Raw genomic sequence first — 22372 nt, 5'->3', positions numbered from 1 at the left:
GGCGGTCCACGGACACCGGGAGGTCCGGGATCATGCCACAGTGCGCGCCGGCTCACGAAGCCTGAAGGGATTGTTCATCGCGGTACGGCGGACGCCGCCAGGCGAAAGCCCACGCCGATCGCGGCCAGGTCCTCCTCGTACGCGCCGTGCCGGCGGGCGCAGCGGGCCAGGTCGCGGTCGTGGGGGAACGCGCCGCCCCGGGTGATGTGCGGGTCGAACGCCCAGTCCTCCGTGCCCGGAACGTCAGCGGGAGCACCCGGGTAAGGGGCGTACAGGGTGGAGGTCCATTCGTCGGCGTTTCCCGCCATGTCCAGCACGCCGAAGGGGCTGGCGCCCTCGGGGAACGAGCCGACCGGCGTGGTGGTGCCGATGCCCAGATCCACCAGATTGGCCAGCCCGGTCCGATACTCATCACCCCAGGGGAACTCCCGGTCGTCGTCACCACGGGCGGCTCGCTCCCACTCGTCCTCGGCAGGCAGGCGCACGCCGGGGTCGCCGAGTCGTTCGCCCAGCCACCGGCAATAGTCCGCCGCATCCTGCCAGGCGACACCGATGACGGGATGGTCCGCCGGCGCCTGTGGCGCCGGCCTGCCGGTGGCCCGGGCGAAGAGCGCCCACTGGCCGGCGGTGACCGGGGTGCGGGCGATCCGGAACGCCGGGACGTGGATCGCGGTGCGCGGGGCCTCCTTCCGGTACCACTCCACCGGCACCCCGGTGGCCGCGTACCGCCGCGCGACCGCCGCCACCTCCTCGGCGGGTGTGCCCCGCTGCAGCACTCCGGCCGGGATCTCGACCCAGTCCACCTGTTCCACGCCCATGATGCCTCCACCGCTCACTTCAAGAGACACCATGCTCGCGCCGATGCCCCGGGCGCTCATCGGGCTCCCGGCCGAGGCCGGCGGCGTCCTTGGTCCTAGGACCTGTCGCGGGATTCGCCGGCCCGGAGGAGGCGGACGGCTGTGCCGTCCGCTGGTGTTTCCGGTCCGCATCCGCCCGCAGTGCTTGGCGCCGGATGCGCAGGCTCACCAGCCCTGGCCCGATTCGTCCGGTGGAGATCCGGGCCGCGCTGATCGCTTCCGTACGGGCTGCGCGAGAATTCGGGGGAAGGCGGCGCCGGGTTCCGGACAACAACAGGTGACCGACGTCCCCACGACCGCAAGGCCATCGCCGCCCTGCCCGCCGCCCAGGCGGCGCTGCAACAGGAGGGCCGCTACTGGTACACGCACCAGCGCACCGCCTTCGCGGCGCTCTCGCTCGGCCGCACCGGCGCGCCGAAGCGCTGCGAGGAGCCCAAGAGCGTGCTCGACCAGGTCTTCTCCCTGCTCGCGAACACACCCGTCCCGCCCAAGGTACGAGCCGGTCTCATGCGCCTGATCACCGACCATCCCGGCGTGCAGCGCCTGGGCGCCGTCACAGACCCGCTCGGACGCGCCGCGGTCGCCCTCGCGGCCCCGTTCGAGAGCGCCGACGGCGCGGCACGATCGAGCGGCAGGTGCTCTTCGACCAGCGCACCGGAAAGCTGCTGGGCAGCCGCGACATCCAGCTCGAACCGGGCCCGGCCAGCGAGAAGTGGCAGACCCCCGGCAGGATGCTGGACTACTGGTCGATCGTGGACTCGGGCTGGACGGAGGATGAGCCCGCCCTTCCCCGATAGCTCGGGTCGGGTGAGACGGGTGTCGGTTCCGGTCCGGGACGGGCTCTGGCAGGCTGATCACGTGACGGGGAGTGCATCGGATCCCGGTGAGCGGTTCCGAGATCGGCGCGAACGGAAGTACGGGTACGACCTCATCGGCTGTGCCGAGATCTCGCGGACGATCGGGCGCTTGCGCTCGGCGCTTCCCGCCAACGGGTAGCGGGGTCACGAGCAGTTCGGTCAGGGGATGAGCAGGGTCTTGCCGACCGTGTCGCGCGCCTCGATGGCGGCGTGCGCGTCGGCCGCCCGTTCCAGCGGGAAGCGTTGGCCGATCACCGGTGTGAGCCGTCCCGCCGCGGCCAGTTCCAGGACCTCGGTGACCAGGTCACGGGCGAGGGCGGGCCTGCTCCAGAGGTGACCCGTGCTGAACCCGGTCAAGGTCAGGCCCCGGCCGATGAGCTCCATGGGCTGGACCTGCAGCGGCGTACCGCTGGAGAGGCCGAACACGATCTGGCGCCCGGAGCCCGGGGTGAGCAGCTCGAACGATTCGCGGCCGAGCGCTCCGCCGACATGGTCGAGGACGACGTCCACCGAGCCGCCCGCGGCGTCACGGGCCCGGCCCGTCCAGCCGGAAAGCGAGTAGTCCACCACGTGGTCGGCGCCCAGCCTGCCGAGCAGGGCGAGCTTGTGCTCGCCGCGCGCCGCCGCGACGACCGTCGCCCCGGACCGCTTGAGCAACTGCACCAGGACCGTGCCGACGGCGCCCGCGGCCGCCAGCACCAAGACCCGGTCACCGGCAGCCACACGAGCCGCCCTGACCAGGCCCTGGGCCGTGGCGCCGTACCGGTAGAGTGCGACGGCCTCGGGCAGTCCGACGGCGTCGCCGACCGGAATGAGGGAGCCGGCCGGGGCGATGGCGGTCTCGGCGTACCCGCCCAAGCCCGTGGTGCTGCCCAGGACCCGCGCGCCGAGCAGGGCGGGATCGCCCTCGGGACCGACCTCGGCGACCACTCCGGCGATCTCCTTGCCGAGGATCACCGGCAACGGCGCGCCGCCGAGCGCGCCGCGCATCGTCCCCGCGCGGACCTGCGTCTCCAGAAACTGGACGCCGGCCGCGGCCACCCGCACCGCGACCTCACCCGCCGCCGGCCTCGGCGTGGGTACGTCGGCGACGCGCAGGTGGGCCGGCGGCCCGAATTCGTGCAGCACAACGGCACGCATGTGACATCACTTCCTTGCTGAAGAGCGGCGTTGGGTACGCGCGACGACCTGGGCGTGCGGCACTGCGCCGGGCACGGCACTGCGCCGGGGACGGCATGGCACGACGCGGGAGTGGACCGGGGCCGGGGCTGTCCGCGGCCGCGGTGCCACGTCCCGGCGAGGATGGACGACATCACGGTGATGGGCGCGTGACCCATCACCGTGATGGGCTCATGGCCCGTTCTTGATCGCTTCGCTGAGCGCGCCGAGGCTCGCGGCCAGTTGCTCGATGTCGGCCGCCTCCCAGCCGGCCAGCAGGCCGGCGATGGCGGTCGCGCGAGCCTTCCAGAGCTTGCCGATGGCGAGCTTCCCGGCTCGCGTGACGCTCACCAGCTGGGCCCGGGCGTCGGCCGGATCGGGCCGCCGCTCGATGAAGCCGCGTGCCTCCAGACGTTTGGCCGGAGGCGACAGGGTGGACTTGTCCACCTCCATCAGCTCCGCCAGGACCGACAGCCGCACCGGCGCGTGCAGCGACACCTGGGCCAGCAGGGTGTAGTCGCCCAAGGACAGCTCCAGCCCCGAGGACGCCATGATCCTGCGCCGCGTGGCCGGGGAGAACATCCAGTTGCCCACCGTGGCCAGCGCCGCCGCCACTTCGTCGACGGCCTCGCGCTGCCGGCGAGCCGGGACGTCGTTGCCGGCCGGCACGTGTTCCATCCGCACACCATTTCCTGAAGGTTGGTTGGGCAAACCCAACTATGGCGTACGGGGGAGCTGGATGCAACCTCGCCGGCCACCGGCACCGGCGGCCGCGTGCCGCGATCGACGCCGGACAGCCGGGCCTCCTCCGCACCGGCCGGCGGCCTCGGCCCTCGCCTCGGCTGATTTCGGACATCGCCCCGGAGAACCGCTGACGATCAAGTACGCTCGCCCGGATTCGGGGGCTTGATCGGTCGAATTTCGTCGTGCCCGCAGGAGGACGATGGTGAATACGAAAGCGGACATGAGCCCGGAGGTGCGGCGCCTCGGATCGCCTGCGCTGGTCAGAGAGCCGGACCTGCGCGCCGCGCTGACCCTGCTGGCCGCAGGCCCGGCCGGGATCGTCATCACCGGGGAAGCGGGGATGGGCAAGAGCGCCCTGGCCCGCCAGGTGCTCGGGCGGCTGCGGGCCGACGGCTGGGCGGTGGCCGCCATGGTGGGCAGATGGTCTCCGCGCACGCTGTTCCGGGGTGTCACGGACGCCTTGTCGGACGGGGGCGGAGACCTCGCCCCGGAGCACGCGCGCATGCTGGAGGCTCTTGACCTGGCCCCGTCGGACGATGCCACGTTCGAGATGATCTGCCGGCTGCTGAACAGCTACCCCCTCGTGCTGCTCTTCGACGACCTGAGCCAGAACCTCGACGGCACCGGCTACCTCGATCCCGGCTTCGGCGAGGCGTTCGAGCGGCTGTGCCAGGCCGCCGATCGGGGCCGGGTGCTGGTGACCAGCCGGACGCCGCTGCCGCCGCCGGCCACGGGCAACCGGCTCGGTGTCCTGCGGCTCGACCTCCCGGACCTCGCCGCGGGAGCCGAGCCGGCGGCCGGACTGCCCTTCCTGTCCAGGGTGGACCCGGCCACCCGCGCGCGGGTGGTCCGCGCGACCGGGGCGCGTCCACGGTCCCTGCAGCTCGTCGACGCCTGGCTGTCGGCGGACCCCGAGGGCGCGAGAGCGCGGCTCGCGGCCGTGACGCAGGGGGCCGTACCGCTCGATCTGATCATGGCGGAGCTGACCGGGCGACAGCGGGAGACCCTGCTGCAGGCCGCGATCTCCACCGTCCCCGTCACCGCGTACGACCTGGCCGTCGCCTGCGACACCCGCGAACCGAGCCGCAGGGAGCGCCCGGAGCCCAGGCGGTCGGCGCTCAAGAGCGTGCAGGCCGACGCCGCCCGGCTGGCCCGGCTCGGACTGCTCACCGCATGGGAGGGGTGGGACGGGGAGACCGTCTACTTCGCCGATCGCTGGATCGCGGAGATGCTGGCACCGCACCAGGGCGCGGAGATCGCCGGCCGCCACGAACGCGCCATGAACATGCACTACAGCCGGACACGCGGCGATGGCACGTTCGAGGACTACGTCGCGGTCTGCCGGCACCTGGTGGCGGTGAACGGGCTGGGCGACCTGCTGGACTTCGCCCTCGCCGTCGCCAGGAGCCTGGAGCCGGACTTCGAGTACGCGGGGATGGCGCTCCTGGGAGAGATCGCGCCGCAGGTGCCGGCCGCCTACGAACGTGACATTCGCGATCTCCTGGTCGACATGCTGATCCGGCACGGCTTCCCGCGCGCCGCGCGGCAGGTGGCCGAACGATCGTTGCCCGCCGTACGGGAATGGGCCGCCACCCACCCCCAGCGCGACGAGGCCAGGTTCTGCCTCGGCGCCGCGCACGACACGTGCGGCCGGGCCCGGTTCGCCGACGGCCGTCCGGAGGCGGCCGAGGCCGTGCTCACGATCGCCGTGGACATCTACCGTGAGCTCGCGGCCGAGCACCCGACCCTCATGGAGGCGGACCAGCGGCTCGCCGGCTCGCTGCAGCACCTCGGCGAGGTGTACCGCGCGCTCGGCCTGCCGGAGCACAAGGACAAGGAGTACGACATCTGGGCCGAGTGCCTGGCGATCCGTACGCGGCTCTTCCAGGCGAACCTGACCCCGGAAACGGCCGTGGACGCCGGCTTGGCCTTCCGGCGCCTGGCGGGCCTGGCCGAGAGCGACGGCGATCTGGACAACGCGCGCAGGCTGCTGGGCACTCGCCTCGCGATGACGGAGGCGCTGGCGGAGATGTATCCGTACGACGAGCGACTCGCGGCGGAGCTCGCCGGGGCGAGGCGGGACGTCGCCGCCCTCGACGCCGGAACCACCGAAGCCTCCGGGCGAAGAGGGCGTCTCGACGGTGAGGCCGGCGTGGCGGCGGCGGAGGGAGCGGCGGACGTCATCGGCCTCCTGAGGCAGGGGCCGTTCGTCTTCAACCAGTGGCGCGCCGACAACGCGGAGGAGGAACTCGATCTTTCCGGCGCCGATCTGCGCGGGCTGAACCTGGACAAGATGGTCTTCGCCGGTGCCAACCTGGCGGGCGCGGATCTGTCGCGCGTCTCCGCACGAGGCGCCGTCTTCTCCGGCGCCGACCTGACCGGCGCCAACCTGGCCGGCGCCGACCTCACCGAGGCGGGGTTCGGCTACAGCGAGATGGTCAACGGCGCCATCGCCTTCACCCGGCTCGGCAGTGCGATGATCCAGCCGGCGACCTTGACCGGCGCGGCCTTCACCGGCGCGCTCCTCCGCCACACCTCCTTCCGCGAGTGCGACCTGGCCGCTGTCGACCTGCGCGGATGTGACCTGAGCACGCTGGACCTCAAGCGCGCCAGCCTGGGCGACGCGATCACCGACCCACCCCGCTGACCACAGTCCGGTACGGTCCGGGCCGGTCCCGCCGGGGAGACGGCGAGGCGCTCGGCCGAGGTACCGCGTGCCGGCCGCCCTGGTCACGCCCGGTTCGCGGCGCATCTCCCGCAGCACGGCCAGGGCGCCGCGCCGGCGGAGATGGGTGGCACGCGCCGATCCGGTCCGGTCAGGGGGGTTGCCATGTGTCGTCCCCCTTCGTTTATGCTCGGTGGACGAGTTTAATCGAAGGGGGCGCTGTGCGAACGGATCTCGCGGCGATCGGGGCGGTCCTGCTGGACATGGACGGCACTCTTGTGGACTCCGACGCCGCAGTGGAGCGGGCCTGGACGGTCTGGGCCGGGGAGTACGGCCTCGACCCCGGCCCGGTGCTGGCCATCGCCCACGGCAGCCCGGCCGCTCATACGGTGCGGCGGCTGTTTCCCGCCCTGGACGACGAGGCCGTCAGGGCGGCGGCCCGGCGGCAGCACGCCCTGCAGTACGAGGACCTGGCGGACGTCACGGCCGCGCCCGGCGCGCACCTCCTGCTCGCCACGCTGGACCGGCTCGGGCTGCCGTGGGCCGTGGTGACCAGCGCCGACGGCCGGCTGGCCAAGGCACGCCTGCACGCGGCGGGGATCGATCCGCCCGTCCTGCTGACGATCGACGACGTGCGGGCGGGCAAACCCGATCCCGAAGGCTACCTGGAGGCCGCGCGCCGCCTGCGCGTCGCACCGCCCGCCTGCCTGGTGGTGGAGGACTCCGAGCCGGGCCTGGCCGCCGGCCGGGCGGCGGGCATGCCGGCCGTGGCACTGCGGGGGCTGGACGGCGACCTGTCCCTGCCCGGCCTCGACCGGCTGGCCCACCTGCTCCAGCGCTCGCGGGTGCGGCCGTGGTGGCGCGACGCCGTGGGTTACCAGGTGTACCTTCCGTCGTTCGCCGACGGCGACGGCGACGGCTGGGGGGACCTGGCCGGAGTGAGCGCGCGGCTGGATCACCTGGAGCGGCTCGGGGTGGAGGTGGTGTGGCTGACCCCGTTCTTCCGGTCACCGATGCGCGATCACGGCTACGACGTCGCCGACTACCGGGAAGTGGATCCGTCGTTCGGCGGTCAGGCGGCCCTCGACGGGCTGCTGGCGCAGGCGCACCGGCGGGGGATGCGGGTGATCGGCGACCTGGTGGTCAACCACACCAGCGACGCCCACCCGTGGTTCGTCGCCGCCTCCTCCGGCGTGGATGACCCGTACCGCGACTACTACATCTGGCGCGACCCGGCCCCGGACGGCGGCCCGCCCAACAACTGGCTGTCCCATTTCGGCGGGCCGGCCTGGACGTTCAGCCCGGCGACCGGCCAGTACTACCTGCACCTGTTCCGTCCCGAACAGCCCGACCTGAACTGGCGCAACCCGGCGCTGGCGGCCGAGATCGACGCGATCGCCGAGCACTGGCTGAGCCGCGGGCTGGACGGCTTCCGCATCGACACCGCCGGCTACCTCGTCAAGGACGCGGACCTGCGGGACAACCCGCCGCTGCCCGCAGGCCGGATCCTGCCGGCGCGAGGGGTGACCCTGGACTGGCGCCGCCAGGAGCATCGCCATGACATCCACCAGCCGGAGGTGCACGTCGTGCACGAGCGGTGGCGGCGGATCGCCGACCGGCACGACGCCTTCCTGGTCGGCGAGGTCTACGAGCTCGATCCCCAGGCACTCGCGCGCTTCGTGCAGGGCGAGCGGCTGCACTCGTCGTTCTGGTTCGGGCTGGTGGAGACCGACTGGGACCCCGACCGCATCGACACCATGATCGAAGCCGCTGTGCTGGCGTCGCCGCGGCTGTCCTGGGTGCAGGGCAACCACGATCGTTCCCGCGCCGTCACCCGGTTCGGCGGCGGGCCACGAGGGCGGCGCCGCTCCCTCGCGCTGCACGTCCTGATGGCGTTGCTGCCGGGGACCTTCTGGCTCTACCAGGGCGAGGAGCTCGGCCTGGGCGACGGGTACGTGCCCCCCGGCGCCGGCGCCGACCCGCTGGGCGCCGCGCAGCCGGAGGAGAGCCGCGACGCCGCGCGCACCCCCATGCCCTGGCGCCCCGGCCCGGGGCTGGGCTTCACCACAGGGCACCCCTGGCTTCCCGACGGCGCACGCGGTGACGACGAGACCGTGGCGGCCCAGCAGGACGACCCCGCATCCCACCTGAACACCCTCGCCCGGCTGCTGGCCACCAGACGCCGGCTGACGCACGTGCCGGCCGCCACCGACGACGTGAGCAGAGCCAGGCTCGCCGCACCGGTGACCGCCTACCGCCGGGGAACGCTCTGGGCCGTGGTGAACCTGCGCGACACCCCGGTGGCCGGGCTGGACCTGCCGGCCCCGGCGGTGTTCGACACGGACGACCCGTCCGTTACTCCCGACCGGCCCCGGACCGGCTACGTCCGGCTCGCTCCCCAGCAGGCCCTCCTCCTCGCCGCCGAATGACACGGCTATCCCCGGCCACGTTCAACGGTGGCTGTCGCCGGTCCAGCCCGCCGGGCGCATCACTCCAGGAGTGACCCCCACGCGCCGGACGGGGCGTTTGACTTGAAGCGCTTGAGGTGATGCAGGCTGTGGACATGGCAACGACGGGGAAGAACGCAACCGTCTCCGCGGTGTCGATTCAGGACGTTTCTCGGGTGAGTGGCCTGTCGGAACCGACGCTGCGTTACTACGAGAAGATCGGCCCTGATCGGGCCAGTACCCCGGGACGAGAGCAGCGGCCACCGGCGCTATGACAGCAGGGCCGTCGAGACGATCGAGACACTGAGCTGCCTGCGAGCTGCCGGGATGAGCGTGCAGGACATGCGCGCCTACCTCCGCTACCTGGATGGTGCTGAGGATAACGCGGCCGAGATGCGGGATCTGTTCCTGTTCCTGAGGAACGCCGAGCGGGTGGCGCAGGAAATTGAGCAGATGCAGGTTCGGCTGCGCTATCTGCAGCTCAAGGCCGACTTGTGGGCCGCGCGCCAGGACGGAGACAGAGCCAGCGTCGAGCGGCCATGCGTCCTTGACTATTGCCATGATGTGCCACTTGCGCCGATTTCAGTACGGCGATATAGAATCAGAATCCGTGACGCGGCCCAGTTCAATGGCAGATTGAACGGTACGAGCAACCGTCGAGCAACCATTGGCCGGCGTGGCGCCCACGAGTCCGCGCGACGTCTTCTTGGTCGCCCTATTCGTCGCCGAGTCTGCGGGGTCCTGGCTCGGCGCCTCATCTCTGTTACCAATTCCGTCGGCCACGTGCTGCGTTCGGACCCTTCGTCTAAACCAGGCTACATGTACATGTGGGAAAGACTCACCAGCGAGGCCAGGCGCCCTTCGGAATGCGGTAGAGGACCCGCTGCGCCGCGAACCAGTCCCGGTCAAGGAAACGGCCCGTGATCCGCCCTGCGAGTATGAGGTAATTCTCCACCTCCTCCTGGAAGCCGGTGTACGAGTCCAGATCGCGCGCGTATTCCTGGAACCCCTGCACCCCGACCATGCCCAGGAACTCTCCATCGTGGTAATAGATCATTCCCTCATCGCCGGTCTCACCCAGTTCGGCCATGTGCCAATAACTGATGATGAGTCTTCCTTGCGAGCTCGCCCCCTCCCGGAGTGTGAAACTACCGTCCATGGTGATCGCGACGGACCAGCCCGGGGAGTGCGTCCCGATCCACACGAGACTGTCTTGCTGGTTCTCGTAGGCCAGTTGGAATGCTGTGCTGAGATCGCAAGGAATTCCGGAGCTCGGATCTGCACGGAAACGCCCGGCGATCTCCTCGATGTCCTCCGTGTCGATCCATGCCGCATCGAAGCGGGCGTTCAAGGCGTACTCGTCCAGCAGGTCCCACTGGCTCTCGGTGGGCAGTGCCCGCGTCATGTCCATCGTCTTGCTCCTTTGGCTTTCTCAACGGCATGGGGTGGGGACGATCATACGATCACCCCCCACCCCGCGGGCCTAACTAGCTCACGACTTTGACCCAGAACTCTTCCCCGGGCACGACCCGGTAGTCGGAATAGAATCTATTGAGAGCGTCCCCGTGGAGGAGATTGTCGTCTTTAGCAACCGCTTGAATGGAGTAGTTGCCGTCCTGCTTGCCGGCGCCTTCCTTGGTCGACGCGAACGGATATTCGTCACAATGAATCCAGCCCGCCTGCGGAACCCCGTGGAGCCATCTCGTCGTTACCGCGTACGTGTCGAAAAAGTAGTACTTGCAGTAATTCACTCCTCTGAGCTCTCGTGCCGGCACCTCGACGTCGTCATCGACGTCCGGCCAGCGTTTCTGGTTGGTGGCGCCCTTGTCCGTGATGAACCGGAGTCCGGAGAACTGCCTTCGGTTGATACCCGCGTCGTTCGTATTCACCTTGGTCAGCGGCTTGCTGGAGATATTTGACCAGTCTCCGGGGATCACCTTGTTCACGGGAGTCACGATGCTGATCTTCGCGGGCGGCAGCTCGGGCTTGGTCCAGTCGTGGCCGGGTCGTTTCGGCGGGGAGGTGCCCGCATTGCTGTGCTGCTTGAGCGCCTTCTCGATGTGATTGATGACTTCGACGAAGTCCGCGTTCCTGCTCTTGGACATCACGAGCACCCGGGGGACAGAGGGGATGATGCAGCCCCCGATTCGGGTGGGGGTTCTGGGCCCTCCGAGCTTTTGCCAGTCGCACTGGACCTCAGGTACCAGCTCTGTGTAGGGATAACCGTCCCAGTCGCTGACGGGAATTCCCGAGCCGTGCCGGAGAATCTTGTCCTGTTCGAGAATGTAGCGGGTGTCGACGAGTTTCCGGTTCCAGAGCGGAATGGCCAGGCCCGTTCCCGCGTCCTCGCCCGGGATGAAGGCGACGACGCCGACCTCGCATCGGTGGACCTGGTCCTTGGCGATCCCGTCCGGCCACCCGAACAGGAATTCAGCATCGGGGGCGTCATGCCATGCGGAGACGTCCCGCTCCTTTCTCGGCCCGCTCTGGTAACGGCATGCGCCCATGCCCTGGCCGGGGTGGGACGCGATCTCGATCCCGCTCAGGTCACCCGACGGCACCTTCACGCCACCGTCGCTGCCGACGACCGCGAACTGGTCGAGCCGGGTGAACACCTTGAACGACGTCGCCGACAGCTGCCCCTGGGAGAACTCCTTTCCTCCGGTGCCACCGAGATAGGTGTGCATGACCCAGGTGGCGCGGAACCGGAACGCGTCGTCGTCCTCGATCTCGACCGCCTGCCCGTTCCTCGTCTTCGCCTTCTTGAGCAACGACCGCTTCGCGGACCTCACCATTCCGCCCGTGAACGGGTTTTCGGCGAACTCCAGGACGTAGATATAGGACGACCAGCAATAGTTGTAGGTAGATTCATGGATCCGGGACTGGCCGAAAGCGTACTCTCCCTTCATCCAGGTTACGTAGGTGTCGGCCGTGTCCCCGTCGTAGTTGTCGTCCAGGGCCAGACAGTCCTCCAGCTTGACCCGCCTGTAGAAGCCGTCGTCGCTGGCGACGGACGAGGTGCCCGTGGTCGTGGCGGGAGTGGTACGGGCCGGACTCGCCTTCGCGGATGGCGCAGCCGGCGCCTGGGTCGTCTGGGGCTGGGCGACCAGGCCGGCGACTCCGGCTGCCGAAAGTGGCCTCTGATAGAGTTCGACCTCGTCGATGCTTCCGGCCATCGCCGCGCCGATCCGCAACGGGGTCTGGGCGTCCCAGGCGGGGAAGGACAGCTGCGCGGTCCCGACCTGTGCTCCGTTCAGGTACAAGGTGGCCGTCCGGGTGGCGGCGTCGTGCACGCCCACCAGGTGGAACCACTCATCGACCGGCGGCTCCACCCCCGACCGGACTCCCTCGACCCTCGCGTCCGCGGTGTCGGAGTTGGTGAAGGTGAACGCCAGACCGTGTTCGGCGGTGTTGCCGAGCCGGAAGGGTGCCTGGTGGGTGCCCTTCTGTTCGAGGACGGTGTAGTCGCCGTCCTTGTCGCTCCAGCGCAGCCAGGCGGCGGTGGTGAAGCTCTGGTCGGTGCGGATCACCGCGCCGGCCGTCTGGGCCAGGGGCTCCTCGCCCGGCTGGACGAGGTCCACGGTCACGTGCTGCCAGTCCGACCAGGCCGAGGAGGTGTCGCCGGCGACCGCGCGCAGCCGCCAGCGGACCTTCCAGCCGTCGGCCAGCTTGTCGTCGGGGACGGTGACCAAGGCTTGGCTGCCGGAGGCGACGTTGTCCACGGCGCCGGTCCAGATCTGGCCGGGGCCGTGCCCGGTTGCGGCCGGGTCGTGTTCGATCTCAGCCTCGGCCCGCAGCACCTGGCCGGTGGGGTGGGTGAGGGTGGCCTGCAGCGTGGGGGTGAGCGTGTCGGTCACCGTCACGCCGTCCACCACCTTCGATGGGGTGATGGTCAGGCCGGTGGCGGTGGGCTTGGGCAGGCTGACGGTGAAGGTTTGCCAGTCCGACCAGGGGGAGGCGGTGGTGGCGGAGACCGCGCGGGCCCGCCAGCGCACCTTCCAGCCGTCGGTGAGAGTGTTCGCCGGGACGGCGATGCTCGCCCGGGTGCCGGCCGGGACGTTGTCCGCGGCCCCGGACCAGATCTGGCCGGTGCCCTGGCCGTCGGGTGCGGCCGGGTCGTGCTCGATCTCGGCCTCGGCGCGCAGCGGCGTGCCGGCCGGGTCGCTCACCTGGGTGAGCAGCGTTGGGGTGCGGGTGAGGGTGACGGTGGTGCCGTCCACCTGCTCGGACGGGCTGACCTGCAGCGCGCCCACAGCCGGTTCGGAGACCGGGTCCGGCACTTCCACGGTCACGGCCTGCCAGTCCGACCACGGCGAGCCGACCGTGGTGACGGTGTTCACCGCGCGGACGCGCCAGCGCACCTTCCACCCGTCGGCGAGCTTCCCGGCGGGAATGGTGGCCGTGGCCTGGGTGCCGGAGGCGACGTTGTCGAGGCCGCCCGTCCAGATCTGGCCGGTGCCCTGCCCCGAGGGAGCGGCCGGATCGTGCTCGAGCTCGAACTCGGCCCGCAGCGGCTGCGCGGTGGGGTCGGTGACCGTGGCGCGCAGGGCCGGGGTCAGGCTGCTGGCCACGGTGGCACCGTTGATTATCTGGGAGGGGGTGACCTGGAAAGCGTCGACGGTCGGGTTGGGCACGTCCACGGTGGCGGCCTGCCAGTCCGTCCACGCCGAGGCGGCGGTGGATGAGGCCGCGCGGGCCCGCCAGCGAATCTTCCAGGCGTCGGTCAGCTTCCCGGCAGGCACGCTGATGGTGGCCTGGCCGCCGGAGGTGACCGCTTGCGAGGCGCCGGTCCAGATCTGGCCGCTGCCCTGCCCGGTGGCGGCCGGGTCGTGCTCGACCTCGAACTCGCCGGTCAGGTTGCCGCCTGCGGGGTCGGCGACGGTTGCGGCCAGCTGGGGGGTGAGTGAGTTGGTCACCGTGACGCCGTCCACCGTCTGTGCCGGTGTGATGGCCGGGGCGGAGACGGCCGGTTGCGAGGTCGGTCCGCTGGTGGTGATGGTCAGCTTCGGCGGAACGTTGAAGTCGGTGTCCTCGGAGGAGGTGAACACCCGGTAGTTGTTGATGTTCGCCTCGCCGGGCGACTTGAGCACCAGGCCGTGGTTGGCGGCGCCGGCGGCCCAGTCCTGGGCGATGCCGGTGACGTTCCAGTCCATGGTGTCCGGGTAGGTGGCGCAGTCGGAGTTGACGCCCTTGAAGTTGGTGGAGGCGTCCTCGGTGGTGAGGGCGGGCTTGTTGGCCCAGTACATGTTGTCCGGGTTCCAGGCGCCGGTGAGGCGGGCGACCTGGATGCCGTTGGCGAGCGCGGCGCCGCAGTTGTGGCTGTCGATGGTGTTCATCGACAGCGTGGCGTCGGTCACCGTGCTGCCTTGCAGGCCCGTGGTGTCAAAGTGCAGGTGCACCCGAGCCTTGGTGCCGCCCGTCATGGTGCCAGCCAACATGTACTGGTTGTCCGGGTATGCGGGGGAGACATCCGAGTCCAAGGTGCTGACATCGACGTCGGCGTTGAGCGGCAGCGTGACCGCCGCGGCCACCCGCACCGGATAGGTGGTGCCGGCATCGGCCAGGAACTTCTGGTCCGGCCTGACCACCAGCTCCGTACGGCCGCCCATGGAGACCACATCGCTGCCGGCCTCCCCGCGCTTGGCCAGCGGGAACTTGCCCTTGGCGGTGCCGTCCGCGACGATCGGTCGCGTCCCCGCGGCGACCAGCTTCTTGTCCTTGCCCTTCAGCAGCAGCCGGCCGCCCTTGCCCTCGGTCAGGGTCAGGCCCTCGTTCTCGACGCCGATCCGCAGCTCCACCTGCTTGGCGGGCCGCTGGCGCAGCACCACCTCATGCCGGAACCCGGCCGGCACCGCTGTCACCACCAGATCGGCACCCACGCCCGCGGCGTCGGTGTAGGTAGCCACGCTGCCCTTGACCGTCGGCTTCGGCAGTGGCGTCGGCCAGCGCAGCGCGTACGACATCCTGTCCGCCGTCATCTTCACGAACGGATCCGTACCACCGGCGGAGAACTCGACGACCGCGCCCTCGACGAGGATCTTCGGCCGCAGCTTGCCGCCCTGGTCTGTCAGGGTGGTGTCGATCGGCACCCAGCCGCTGCCCTGCCTGGCCCGTACCGGGCCGGCTGCGACCTCGGTCTTGAACGTCTTCCCGTCCGGCTGGGCGTAGGTGATGCTGGTCGCGGTCGTCTCGCCAGCGACCTCGACCGCCTTGCCCTGCTTGACCGCCGCCGCGGAGGCGGCGGTGCGCGCCTGCGACGGCACGTTGGAGATCGCGCTCCCGCTCTTGCCGGAGGTCCACGCCGCCGTGTCGTTCAGGCTCGCGTCGTGGCCCTTGCCTGAGGTGTCGGCGGCCGTACGGCCGTCTCCGTCGTCGAACGTCCAGCGGGCGGCTGCCTGGTCGACTGTCCGGAAGGACCACGAGTACGGCTCCATCGTGTTCTCCGCGTCGTCGATCGCCTGGGCGACCTCCGCCGAGTAGGCAGTCCCCGGCGCCAACGGCTGAGCCGGAGTGAACGTCACGATCTTGTCGTCTTCGCTGTAGGCCAGGGCACCCGAGACGGTCGTGCCATCGGCGGCCCGCACGGTGACTTCCACGTTGCCTACGGGCTCGGTGAACGTCACCCGCACCACCGCGTCGAGTGGGACCTCGGTCGCGCCGGCAGCGGGCTCGTGGGTCAGGACCCGCGGTGCCAGCACGTCCTCGCCGTCACCGCCGCTGGTGTCATCCGGCTCCGGAGCGTTCGGGTCGTCCGGCGTGAACTTGTCGGTGCCGACCGTGTCCGCCATCCCGTTGTGGTTCGCGAGAGTGCCGTCGACTGCCGCGTCGGGTACGTCGATCGTCGCGAACTCCTCCACCGTCGTCCCCGCACGGGTCGACATGGCGACCGCCTGGTCGTAGTCGGTGGGTACGGTGTCCAAGGGCTCCGGCACGGCGATGACGACCGTCTCCTGGCGCGGCGGCACCGGCGGCTCGAAGTCCACGCTGAGTCGGGGGGCGTGTGCCGGGTAGGGGTAGGTGGACTCGCGGGTGCGGTAGCGGCGCCAGTTCGTGATGTCGGATTCGTTGCCAGCGGTGAGCTGGATGCCGTAGTTCGGCTCGCCGTCCGCCCATGCCTGCACGATTCCGTTGACCGAATGGATGAGATCCCACTCGTAGTCGTACGAGCCGGAGCAGTTGGCGCTGTTGTAGCCGCCGTACTCGGTGTCCGCGCCCAGGCTGGTGACCGACGGCTGGTTGGACCACGTCATCTCCAGCTCGTCCCAGTCGGAGATGACGCGCCGGGCGGTGATGCCCGATCCGACGTACAGTCCGCAGTCGTTGGACAGGTGGTTCCACAGCGTCAGGTCCGCGTTCTGGATCGACGAACCCCAGAACGGGTCGCTCTTGGCGGGCAGCGGGAACTGGATGTAGCTGCGCCAGCGCACGCTGCCGCTGTTGGACTTGCCGACCAGGATCCGGTCGAGGTTGAAGTTGGACCAGCTGTCGGGATAGTCCGCGTTGTTGACGAAGGTGTCCATCGGCTCGCCGTCGTACGGCGCGCTCACCCCGCCGGGGCAGTACGTGCTGGACGGCGTGTCGATCTCGCACTCGTACCAGTCGTCGTCGACGGCGGCCATGGTCACCGGGTACGTCGTCGCCGGGTCGGCGAGGAAGGCCGGGTCCGGGCTGTACACCAGGTCCGATCCGTCCAGCGCGACGGCCGCCCTGCCGACCTTGGCGGCCTCCAGGTCACCGGCGGGGTCGGCGGCGACCGCGTCCAGCAGCGGTGCCGGCCGGATGTCGAGGAACGTCGTGCCGTCCTCGGTCTTCAGCGCCGGCCGCCCCTTGTCGTTCCGCTCCAGAGACAGGCCTTTGGGAGGTTGCATGGGGATGCGGAAGGACACCGGCCCGGCCGGGCGCTGCCGGATGACGATCTGCTGGCGGAACCCGGTGGGGGTGGCGGTGACGACCAGGTCGGTGTCCTTGCCGTACGCCGAGGCGTAGGTGGCGGTGTTGCCCTTGAGGGCCGGCTTGGGCAGCTTGCCGGAGGCCTCGACGCGGGCGGTGGCCTTGGCGTTCTTGGTTGTGATCGCCGTGGTGTCGCCGCCTGCCGACAGCGTCAGATCGCCCTTGATCGCCTTGGGCTTGATGGCGCCGCCGGTTTCGACGAGCGTGGTGTCGATCGGGGTGAAACCGTCACCGTCCTTGACCCGGACCGGCTCCAGATTCAGCTCCATCCGGAGCGTCTTGCCGTCGGGGTTGGCGTAGTAGGTGGTGGTTTCTGAGTGCAGGGACTCGATCTCGACGCGTCGGTTTTCCTTCTTGGCCTGCGCCAGCGCCTTGCCGGTGGGTGTGGCGGGGGTGCCCGGCTGCGTCGTGGGAGGGGGAGCGGGAGTGGTGGGGGGTGGCGTGGAGGCCTGGGCGGTCGCGGGTGCGCTCATGAGGGAGAGCGGCATGGTCAGGGCCGCGATCAGGGCCGCGTGGCGGCGCGTCCGGCTGGATAAACCGGACGGCGTTCGTGATGGGTTCACTCGAGCCTTTCGAACAGTTGTGGCAAAACGGAGTGATCATCACATGTGGAGTGACCTTCTGTAAAGATCCTTTTGTTAACGGAAGAACCCGGCTCGAGATACTGGATCTACAGCACGAAGGGTGTCGCTTGGTGGCTGGTCGAGTGGCCCAGGCAAGAGGGGTCGATGTCGCGCTCGCGGGCCGACCGGGGCGCATCGTCTTTGACGCTCACCCCGTTCGATCCCCGGGTCGTCATCCCGATTGATCACCGGGTGGACCCGAGGCGCCTTGACGTGGGGATCAAGGGCCCAGTCCTGGCTTTCGTTCTCTTTGACTTGATGCGCCCCATTGCCTGGGCTGCCTACCTGATGGCTGGCACGAGCCATGGCCGCCGGGTTCCTGCCGCCTGCGAGGGAGCGGCGGCGATCCGTGTCCGCAGTCGCTACCCGGTCGCTACCAGGGGAGAGGGCCCTCGTGCCGGACGAAGGCGGCGGTGGGGCCGTCCGGGCCGACCAGTGCCATGGCCACGATCGGCGCGGCGCCCTCCTCGGGGCTCTTGAAGCCGGTGTTGTGATTGATGTCGGTTCTGACCCAGCCCGGGTCGACGGCGTTGACCTTGATCGGGGTGTCCCACAGCTCCTTGGCGTAGGACACGGTGATCATGTTGAGGGCGGCCTTGGCGGAGGTGTAGGCCAGGTTGAGCATCGGCCACAGCGGATGCCCCTGGTCCAGGGCACGGCCGAGCGAGCCGCGCTCGCTGGAGACGTTCACGATCCGCCCGGCCGGCGAGCGGCGCAGCAGCGGCAGCATCGCGTTGGTGACCTCGATGACGCCGAACACGTTGGTCTCGTAGACCCTCCTGGCCTCCTCGGTCGTGGTGACGCTGGGCAGGCCGTCGGGGATGGTGATCCCGGCGTTGTTGATGAGGATGTCGAGCCGGCCGTACTCCCGCTCGATCCACGCGGCCGCCTCCCGGACGCTGTCGGCGTCGGTGACGTCGATCCGCACGTACGGCAGGCCGAGCGGCCCGGCGGCCTCCTTGCCCCGTACGGTGTCGCGCGCGCCGATGATCGCGGTGACGCCGTTCTCGGCGAGGACCTCGGCGGTGGCGCGTCCGATGCCTCGGGTGGCGCCGGTGATCAGTGCGATGGTGGTCATGGTGTGGTGCTCCAATGGTCGGGATCGGCGGGGGCCCTGTCCGTCCGGTGGGCCAGGGCGTGGCGTGGCGGGTTCCGATCGCCCCGGGCGGTGAGGCGTTCCAGGTAGGTCAGTTCGCCGCGCAACCTGTCGTGCGCGGCGAACGTCGCGGCCATGCCCGGCGCGTCGGTCCAGGTCACGTCCAGGTGGCGCCGGCGGGCTCCTTGATGGCGGCGTTGAGCCGGTTGAACAGGTTGGTCACGCCGATGAGCAGGAGCAGCGCGGAGATCTGCTTCTCGTCGTAGTGGTCGGCGACCAGGTCCCACAGCTCGTCGTTCACCGCCTCGCCGGAACGGTCCGCCAGCCGGGTGACCGCCTCGGTCAGCTCCAGCGCGGCCCGCTCGGCGTCGGTGAAGAACGGCGCCTCCCGCCAGGCGGCCACGGCGGAGATCCGCTCGACGCTCTCCCCGGCCTTGACCAGGGCCTGGCTGTGGGCGTGCACGCAGGCGCCGCAGCCGTTGATCTGGCTGGCCCGCAGGCCCACGAGCTCCTGCACCTCATGGGAGATGCCGCCCTCGTTGACCGCCTTGAAGATCGCGCCGATGCCCTTCATGCCGTCGGGCAGCACGTAGGCGGGGTTGGTCATTCGTGCACGCATGACTGATTCCTTCCAGAGAGGAGATTCGGCAGGTTCGGCTCACACCGGCCTGCCCGCATCCGCGAACGCGGTGCCCGGGCAGCCGGTGGCCAGCACCAACCCTTGTGGACGGCGCCGGTCCGGATCAACGCACACTTCGCGGACCTGCCGATAACGCAGGGGTTATGAACAAGAGAGGTGGCCGGTGTGCCTGTCCCTGGCGAAAGCGCCGCCGGGCCGTCGCACGGTCGCGACGCCGGCTCGGTCGGGGGTGCGCCTCCCGCGCACGCAGCGCCTGGTCCGGGTCTCCGCTCAGGCCGGGGGGTTGGACCCCCAGGCCGCCCACCCGGTGACCTCGTTCCTGCGCGGCGCCGTAGCCTGGGCTCTGCCGACGCCGCTGTACATGCGCGTCATCACCGAGACGATGTCGTGGCGAGCCTGACGATCAAGGGTGGCCATCGGCTGCTCCCGGTGGCGCGGCCGGCCGTCAGTGCCGCGCCGGCCACGCGCCGCCCGTCATCCCGGCTGGCGGCACCTGCGGCTCATCACACGTGATCTGCATGAGGCGGGCCGGCGGAAGGCCGCGCCGCCCCGGGCTCTCGGCCATGGTCACGCGGTCGGTGCCGGTGACCAGAGACCGGCCGCGGTTCCCTCCTCGACGTGCTTGCGATAGGTGACGACCTTGCCATGGATGATCTCCAGGCTGGCCGTCAGCTCGGCGATCCTGTCCCGCACGGTTCTTTCGTGCTCCTCCAGGAGCGCGAGCCGCTCCGCCTCGTTGCCCGGGCCGGATCGGACCAGCCGGGCGAACCTCTTCAGGGTGGCGATGGGCATGCCGGACTCTCGCAGCCGGTTGCACAACAGCAGCCACTCCACGTCCGCCGGCCCGTAGACGCGCCGCCCTCCGGCCGTACGCGGAATCTCCCGGAGGAAGAGCTCCTCACGTTCGAAGAAGCGCAAGGCGTGCACGCCCAGGCCGGTCGCCTTCGCGACGTCACCGATGGAAAGGCCGTCCGCGCCCCTGCCCATGCCGCACCGCCCTAGCTTGACCTAGATCACACTCTAGATTCTAACGTCGGGCGCATGGCAATCACGCAACACAAGATCGGCTCCGGTTTCACCGCGCGCAGCACCGCGGACGACGTCCTGGCCGGCATCGACCTGTCCGGCAAGAACGTCCTGATCACCGGCGGCTACTCGGGTCTCGGGCTGGAGGCCACGCGCGCGCTGGCCCGGGCCGGGGCGTACGTCATCGTGCCCGCGCGCCGCCCCGACGTGGCGGCGGAGGCGCTGCGCGGCATTCCCCGTACGGAGGTGCGGGAACTCGACCTGGCGGACCCCGGCGACATCCGGGCGTTCAGCGACCGGTTCCTGGAGACCGGCCGGCCCCTCGACATCGTCATCGCCAACGCGGGTGTCATGGCCCACCCGAACACCCCCATCGGCCCTGGCTGGGAAGCGCACTTCGCCATCAACCACCTCGGGCACTACGCCCTGGTCAACCGGCTGCGCCCGGCCCTGGCCCCGACCGGGGCGCGGGTGGTGTCCGTCGCCTCCTCCGGGCACTTCCTGTCGGACATCCGCTGGGACGACCCGCACTTCCGCCACGGCTATGACCACTGGCTCGCCTACGGGCAGTCCAAGACGGCCAACGCCCTGTTGGCCGTCCGGCTCGACGCCCTCGGCGCGGCCGATGGCGTGCGCGCGTTCGCGGTGCATCCCGGCAGCATCCTCACCCCGCTGCAACGGCGCATTCCCCGCGAGCAGCAGATCGCCCAGGGGTGGATCACTCCGGACGGCCGCCGGGCCTACGGCTTCAAGACCCCGGCGCAGGGCGCGGCGACGGCTGTGTGGGCGGCCACCTCACCCCTGCTCGACGAGTACGGCGGCGCCTACTGCCAGGACTGCGACATCGCCGAGCCCGCGACCACCGACGACATGCTCGTCGGCGGCGTCAAGCCGTGGGCGATCGACCCCGGTTCCGCGTCCCGGCTGTGGGCCCTGTCCGGCGAGCTCACCGGGGTGGACAATTTCTCCTGACGCGGCGAGGCGAGGCCCTGGTCCCGGCACGCCGGCGCCGTGACCAGGAACGATCACCGGGCCGGGCGGAGGTCTCGGGCCGCCGGGAGATCCTCGTACGGCACCGGGTTCCTGCCCGGCGGGTGGGCCCGGCCGCGGTGCTTCCCCTCGATTGATTAGCGCCACGTTATGCCATGGTGCCGGACTTGACGTTGTTCCCCGGGCCCCGGACGGCCACGCTTATGGACGTCCGAAACACCCGATTCACCCGCGCCTTACCCGTCTGAGGCCATGGACGGGCCGCGGGAAGTGATCATGAAGGAGACAGGTCAATGAGTGACGTCAAGGAACTGGTCGAGCGCTATCTGGCGGCGTGGAACGAGACCGACGCGCAGGCGCGGCGGAACCTCGTCGCGCAGGTGTTCGCCGAGAACGCCACCTACACCGACCCCATGGCGGCGGTGCGGGGCCGCGACAGCCTGGACGCCACCATCGCGGCGGTGCAGCAGCAGTTCGCGGGGCTGCGCTTCAGCCTGGGCGGGTCCGTCGACGCCCACCACGACATCGCCCGCTTCACCTGGCACCTCGGCGCCGAGGGCGCGGAGCCGCTCGTCATCGGCTTCGACGTCGTCGTGATCGACGACGGCCTCATCAGCCAGGTGCTCGGCTTCCTCGACCGGGTGCCGGCCGCGGCCTGAGGCGATACGGGCGGGCCGGGCCAACGGCCCCCGCCCTGGACGGCCGGGCCCCAGCGGCCCGGCCGCAGCGGCCCGGCACCGCTCCGCGTCCTCCTGACGGAGGACGCGGACCCACCCGGCACGGTCACGACCGCCGCCTGAGCTCAGGCGCCCGAGAGAAACGACAACCATGACCAACAAGAAGCGGCTCCTGGCCGCCGCCCTGCTGACCGCCCTGGCTCTCACCTCATTCGCCGGCCCCTCCTGGGCCCGGCAGGCGGACGAACCGGTGATCGAGGGCTCGATCTCCCCTCAGGCGCGGACCTTCATCGACCGGCAGACCCGGTTCGGCTCCATGCCCACCGGCGACGTCACCCAGCGAGCCGAGGCGTACGCCGTGATGTTCGCCGAGGACGCGACGCTCTGGGAAGCCGCGAGCCCCCTCATCCACGGCAAGGAGAACATCAGGAGCTCCATCACGGCCACCCTCGGGCTGGTGCCGCAGCTCGGGTTCATCCCTCAGCGTCTCGCGGCCGGCGGCGACACCGTGATGTACGGGGCCCACAACACGGCCGTCATCGGCGGCAAGACGGTCGAGTACCCCGCCATCTACCGGGTGGTCCTCGACGCGTCCGGTGACGTGGTGCAGGGGCGGCGCTACTACGACCGCTACTCCTGGTT

The 22372-nt window shown here is 70.4% G+C and carries 17 protein-coding genes; 7 read left to right on the top strand and 10 right to left on the bottom strand.

What is annotated here, in order from left to right; genetic code table 11:
* Nucleotides 1–74: 74 nt before the first annotated feature.
* Both IO39_RS26395 and IO39_RS54810 read right to left on the bottom strand, forming a co-directional pair.
* The gene (locus tag IO39_RS26395; protein WP_043628421.1) at nt 75–818 is read right to left on the bottom strand and encodes a formylglycine-generating enzyme family protein; all 744 of its coding nucleotides are present in this window, start codon (nt 816–818) and stop codon (nt 75–77) included.
* 392 nt (nt 819–1210) lie between these two features.
* Nucleotides 1211–1366, bottom strand: a complete 156-nt coding sequence (locus IO39_RS54810; protein WP_157548923.1) for a hypothetical protein — start codon at nt 1364–1366, stop codon at nt 1211–1213.
* 126 nt (nt 1367–1492) lie between these two features.
* Between IO39_RS54810 and IO39_RS54805 the strand changes: the two genes are divergently transcribed.
* Nucleotides 1493–1654 (top strand): hypothetical protein, encoded by a 162-nt coding sequence (locus IO39_RS54805; RefSeq protein ID WP_157548921.1) that lies wholly within the window; start codon nt 1493–1495, stop codon nt 1652–1654.
* 219 nt (nt 1655–1873) lie between these two features.
* On the opposite strand, the gene IO39_RS26390 is transcribed toward IO39_RS54805, so the two are convergent.
* Nucleotides 1874–2854 (bottom strand): zinc-binding dehydrogenase, encoded by a 981-nt coding sequence (locus IO39_RS26390; protein WP_043628419.1) that lies wholly within the window; start codon nt 2852–2854, stop codon nt 1874–1876.
* A 210-nt stretch (nt 2855–3064) separates the two neighbouring features.
* Nucleotides 3065–3550, bottom strand: coding sequence for a MarR family winged helix-turn-helix transcriptional regulator (locus tag IO39_RS26385; RefSeq protein WP_052423393.1), 486 nt, complete (start codon nt 3548–3550; stop codon nt 3065–3067).
* 286 nt (nt 3551–3836) lie between these two features.
* Here IO39_RS26385 and IO39_RS50970 point away from each other — a divergent pair, with 286 nt between their 5' ends.
* From IO39_RS50970 to IO39_RS59670, 3 genes are all read left to right on the top strand, one after another.
* The gene (locus IO39_RS50970; RefSeq protein WP_052423392.1) at nt 3837–6263 is read left to right on the top strand and encodes a pentapeptide repeat-containing protein; all 2427 of its coding nucleotides are present in this window, start codon (nt 3837–3839) and stop codon (nt 6261–6263) included.
* A 239-nt stretch (nt 6264–6502) separates the two neighbouring features.
* The gene (locus IO39_RS26375) at nt 6503–8710 is read left to right on the top strand and encodes an HAD-IA family hydrolase (protein ID WP_052423391.1); all 2208 of its coding nucleotides are present in this window, start codon (nt 6503–6505) and stop codon (nt 8708–8710) included.
* Between the two features lie 198 nt (nt 8711–8908).
* Nucleotides 8909–9652: a MerR family transcriptional regulator gene (locus IO39_RS59670; protein WP_369332890.1), complete on the top strand. Its 744-nt coding sequence runs from the start codon at nt 8909–8911 to the stop codon at nt 9650–9652.
* On the opposite strand, the gene IO39_RS26370 is transcribed toward IO39_RS59670, so the two are convergent.
* The 6 genes from IO39_RS26370 to IO39_RS26340 form a co-directional block, all read right to left on the bottom strand.
* Nucleotides 9567–10139: a hypothetical protein gene (locus IO39_RS26370; protein ID WP_043628416.1), complete on the bottom strand. Its 573-nt coding sequence runs from the start codon at nt 10137–10139 to the stop codon at nt 9567–9569. The two genes, IO39_RS59670 and IO39_RS26370, sit on opposite strands and share 86 nt — an antisense overlap.
* 76 nt (nt 10140–10215) lie before the next feature.
* Nucleotides 10216–17151: a DNRLRE domain-containing protein gene (locus IO39_RS26365; RefSeq protein ID WP_169789118.1), complete on the bottom strand. Its 6936-nt coding sequence runs from the start codon at nt 17149–17151 to the stop codon at nt 10216–10218.
* A gap of 523 nt (nt 17152–17674) precedes the next feature.
* Nucleotides 17675–18379 (bottom strand): SDR family oxidoreductase, encoded by a 705-nt coding sequence (locus IO39_RS26360; protein WP_043628412.1) that lies wholly within the window; start codon nt 18377–18379, stop codon nt 17675–17677.
* On the bottom strand, nt 18376–18558 hold the full coding sequence (locus IO39_RS26355; protein ID WP_043628410.1) for a hypothetical protein: 183 nt from the start codon (nt 18556–18558) through the stop codon (nt 18376–18378). Before IO39_RS26355 ends, IO39_RS26360 begins: the two co-directional genes overlap by 4 nt.
* Nucleotides 18555–19016, bottom strand: coding sequence for a carboxymuconolactone decarboxylase family protein (locus IO39_RS26350; RefSeq protein WP_043628407.1), 462 nt, complete (start codon nt 19014–19016; stop codon nt 18555–18557). Before IO39_RS26350 ends, IO39_RS26355 begins: the two co-directional genes overlap by 4 nt.
* A gap of 588 nt (nt 19017–19604) precedes the next feature.
* Nucleotides 19605–20024 carry a MerR family transcriptional regulator gene (locus IO39_RS26340; RefSeq protein WP_043628404.1) on the bottom strand — a complete coding sequence of 140 codons (420 nt, stop codon included), beginning with the start codon at nt 20022–20024 and terminating at the stop codon, nt 19605–19607.
* A 54-nt stretch (nt 20025–20078) separates the two neighbouring features.
* Between IO39_RS26340 and IO39_RS26335 the strand changes: the two genes are divergently transcribed.
* The 3 genes from IO39_RS26335 to IO39_RS26325 all read left to right on the top strand — a co-directional run.
* A complete protein-coding gene (locus IO39_RS26335) occupies nt 20079–21035 on the top strand; it encodes an SDR family NAD(P)-dependent oxidoreductase (protein ID WP_043628402.1) in 957 nt (318 codons plus the stop codon).
* Nucleotides 21036–21346: 311 nt separating this feature from the next.
* A complete protein-coding gene (locus IO39_RS26330; RefSeq protein WP_043628401.1) occupies nt 21347–21712 on the top strand; it encodes a nuclear transport factor 2 family protein in 366 nt (121 codons plus the stop codon).
* A 169-nt stretch (nt 21713–21881) separates the two neighbouring features.
* The coding region (locus IO39_RS26325) for a nuclear transport factor 2 family protein (protein ID WP_169789117.1) at nt 21882–22372 on the top strand (491 nt) is incomplete at its 3' end.

The sequence above is a fragment of the Nonomuraea candida genome, assembly GCF_000725485.1.
Classification (GTDB): domain Bacteria; phylum Actinomycetota; class Actinomycetes; order Streptosporangiales; family Streptosporangiaceae; genus Nonomuraea; species Nonomuraea candida.
This window is presented reverse-complemented; position numbering and strand designations above follow the sequence as displayed.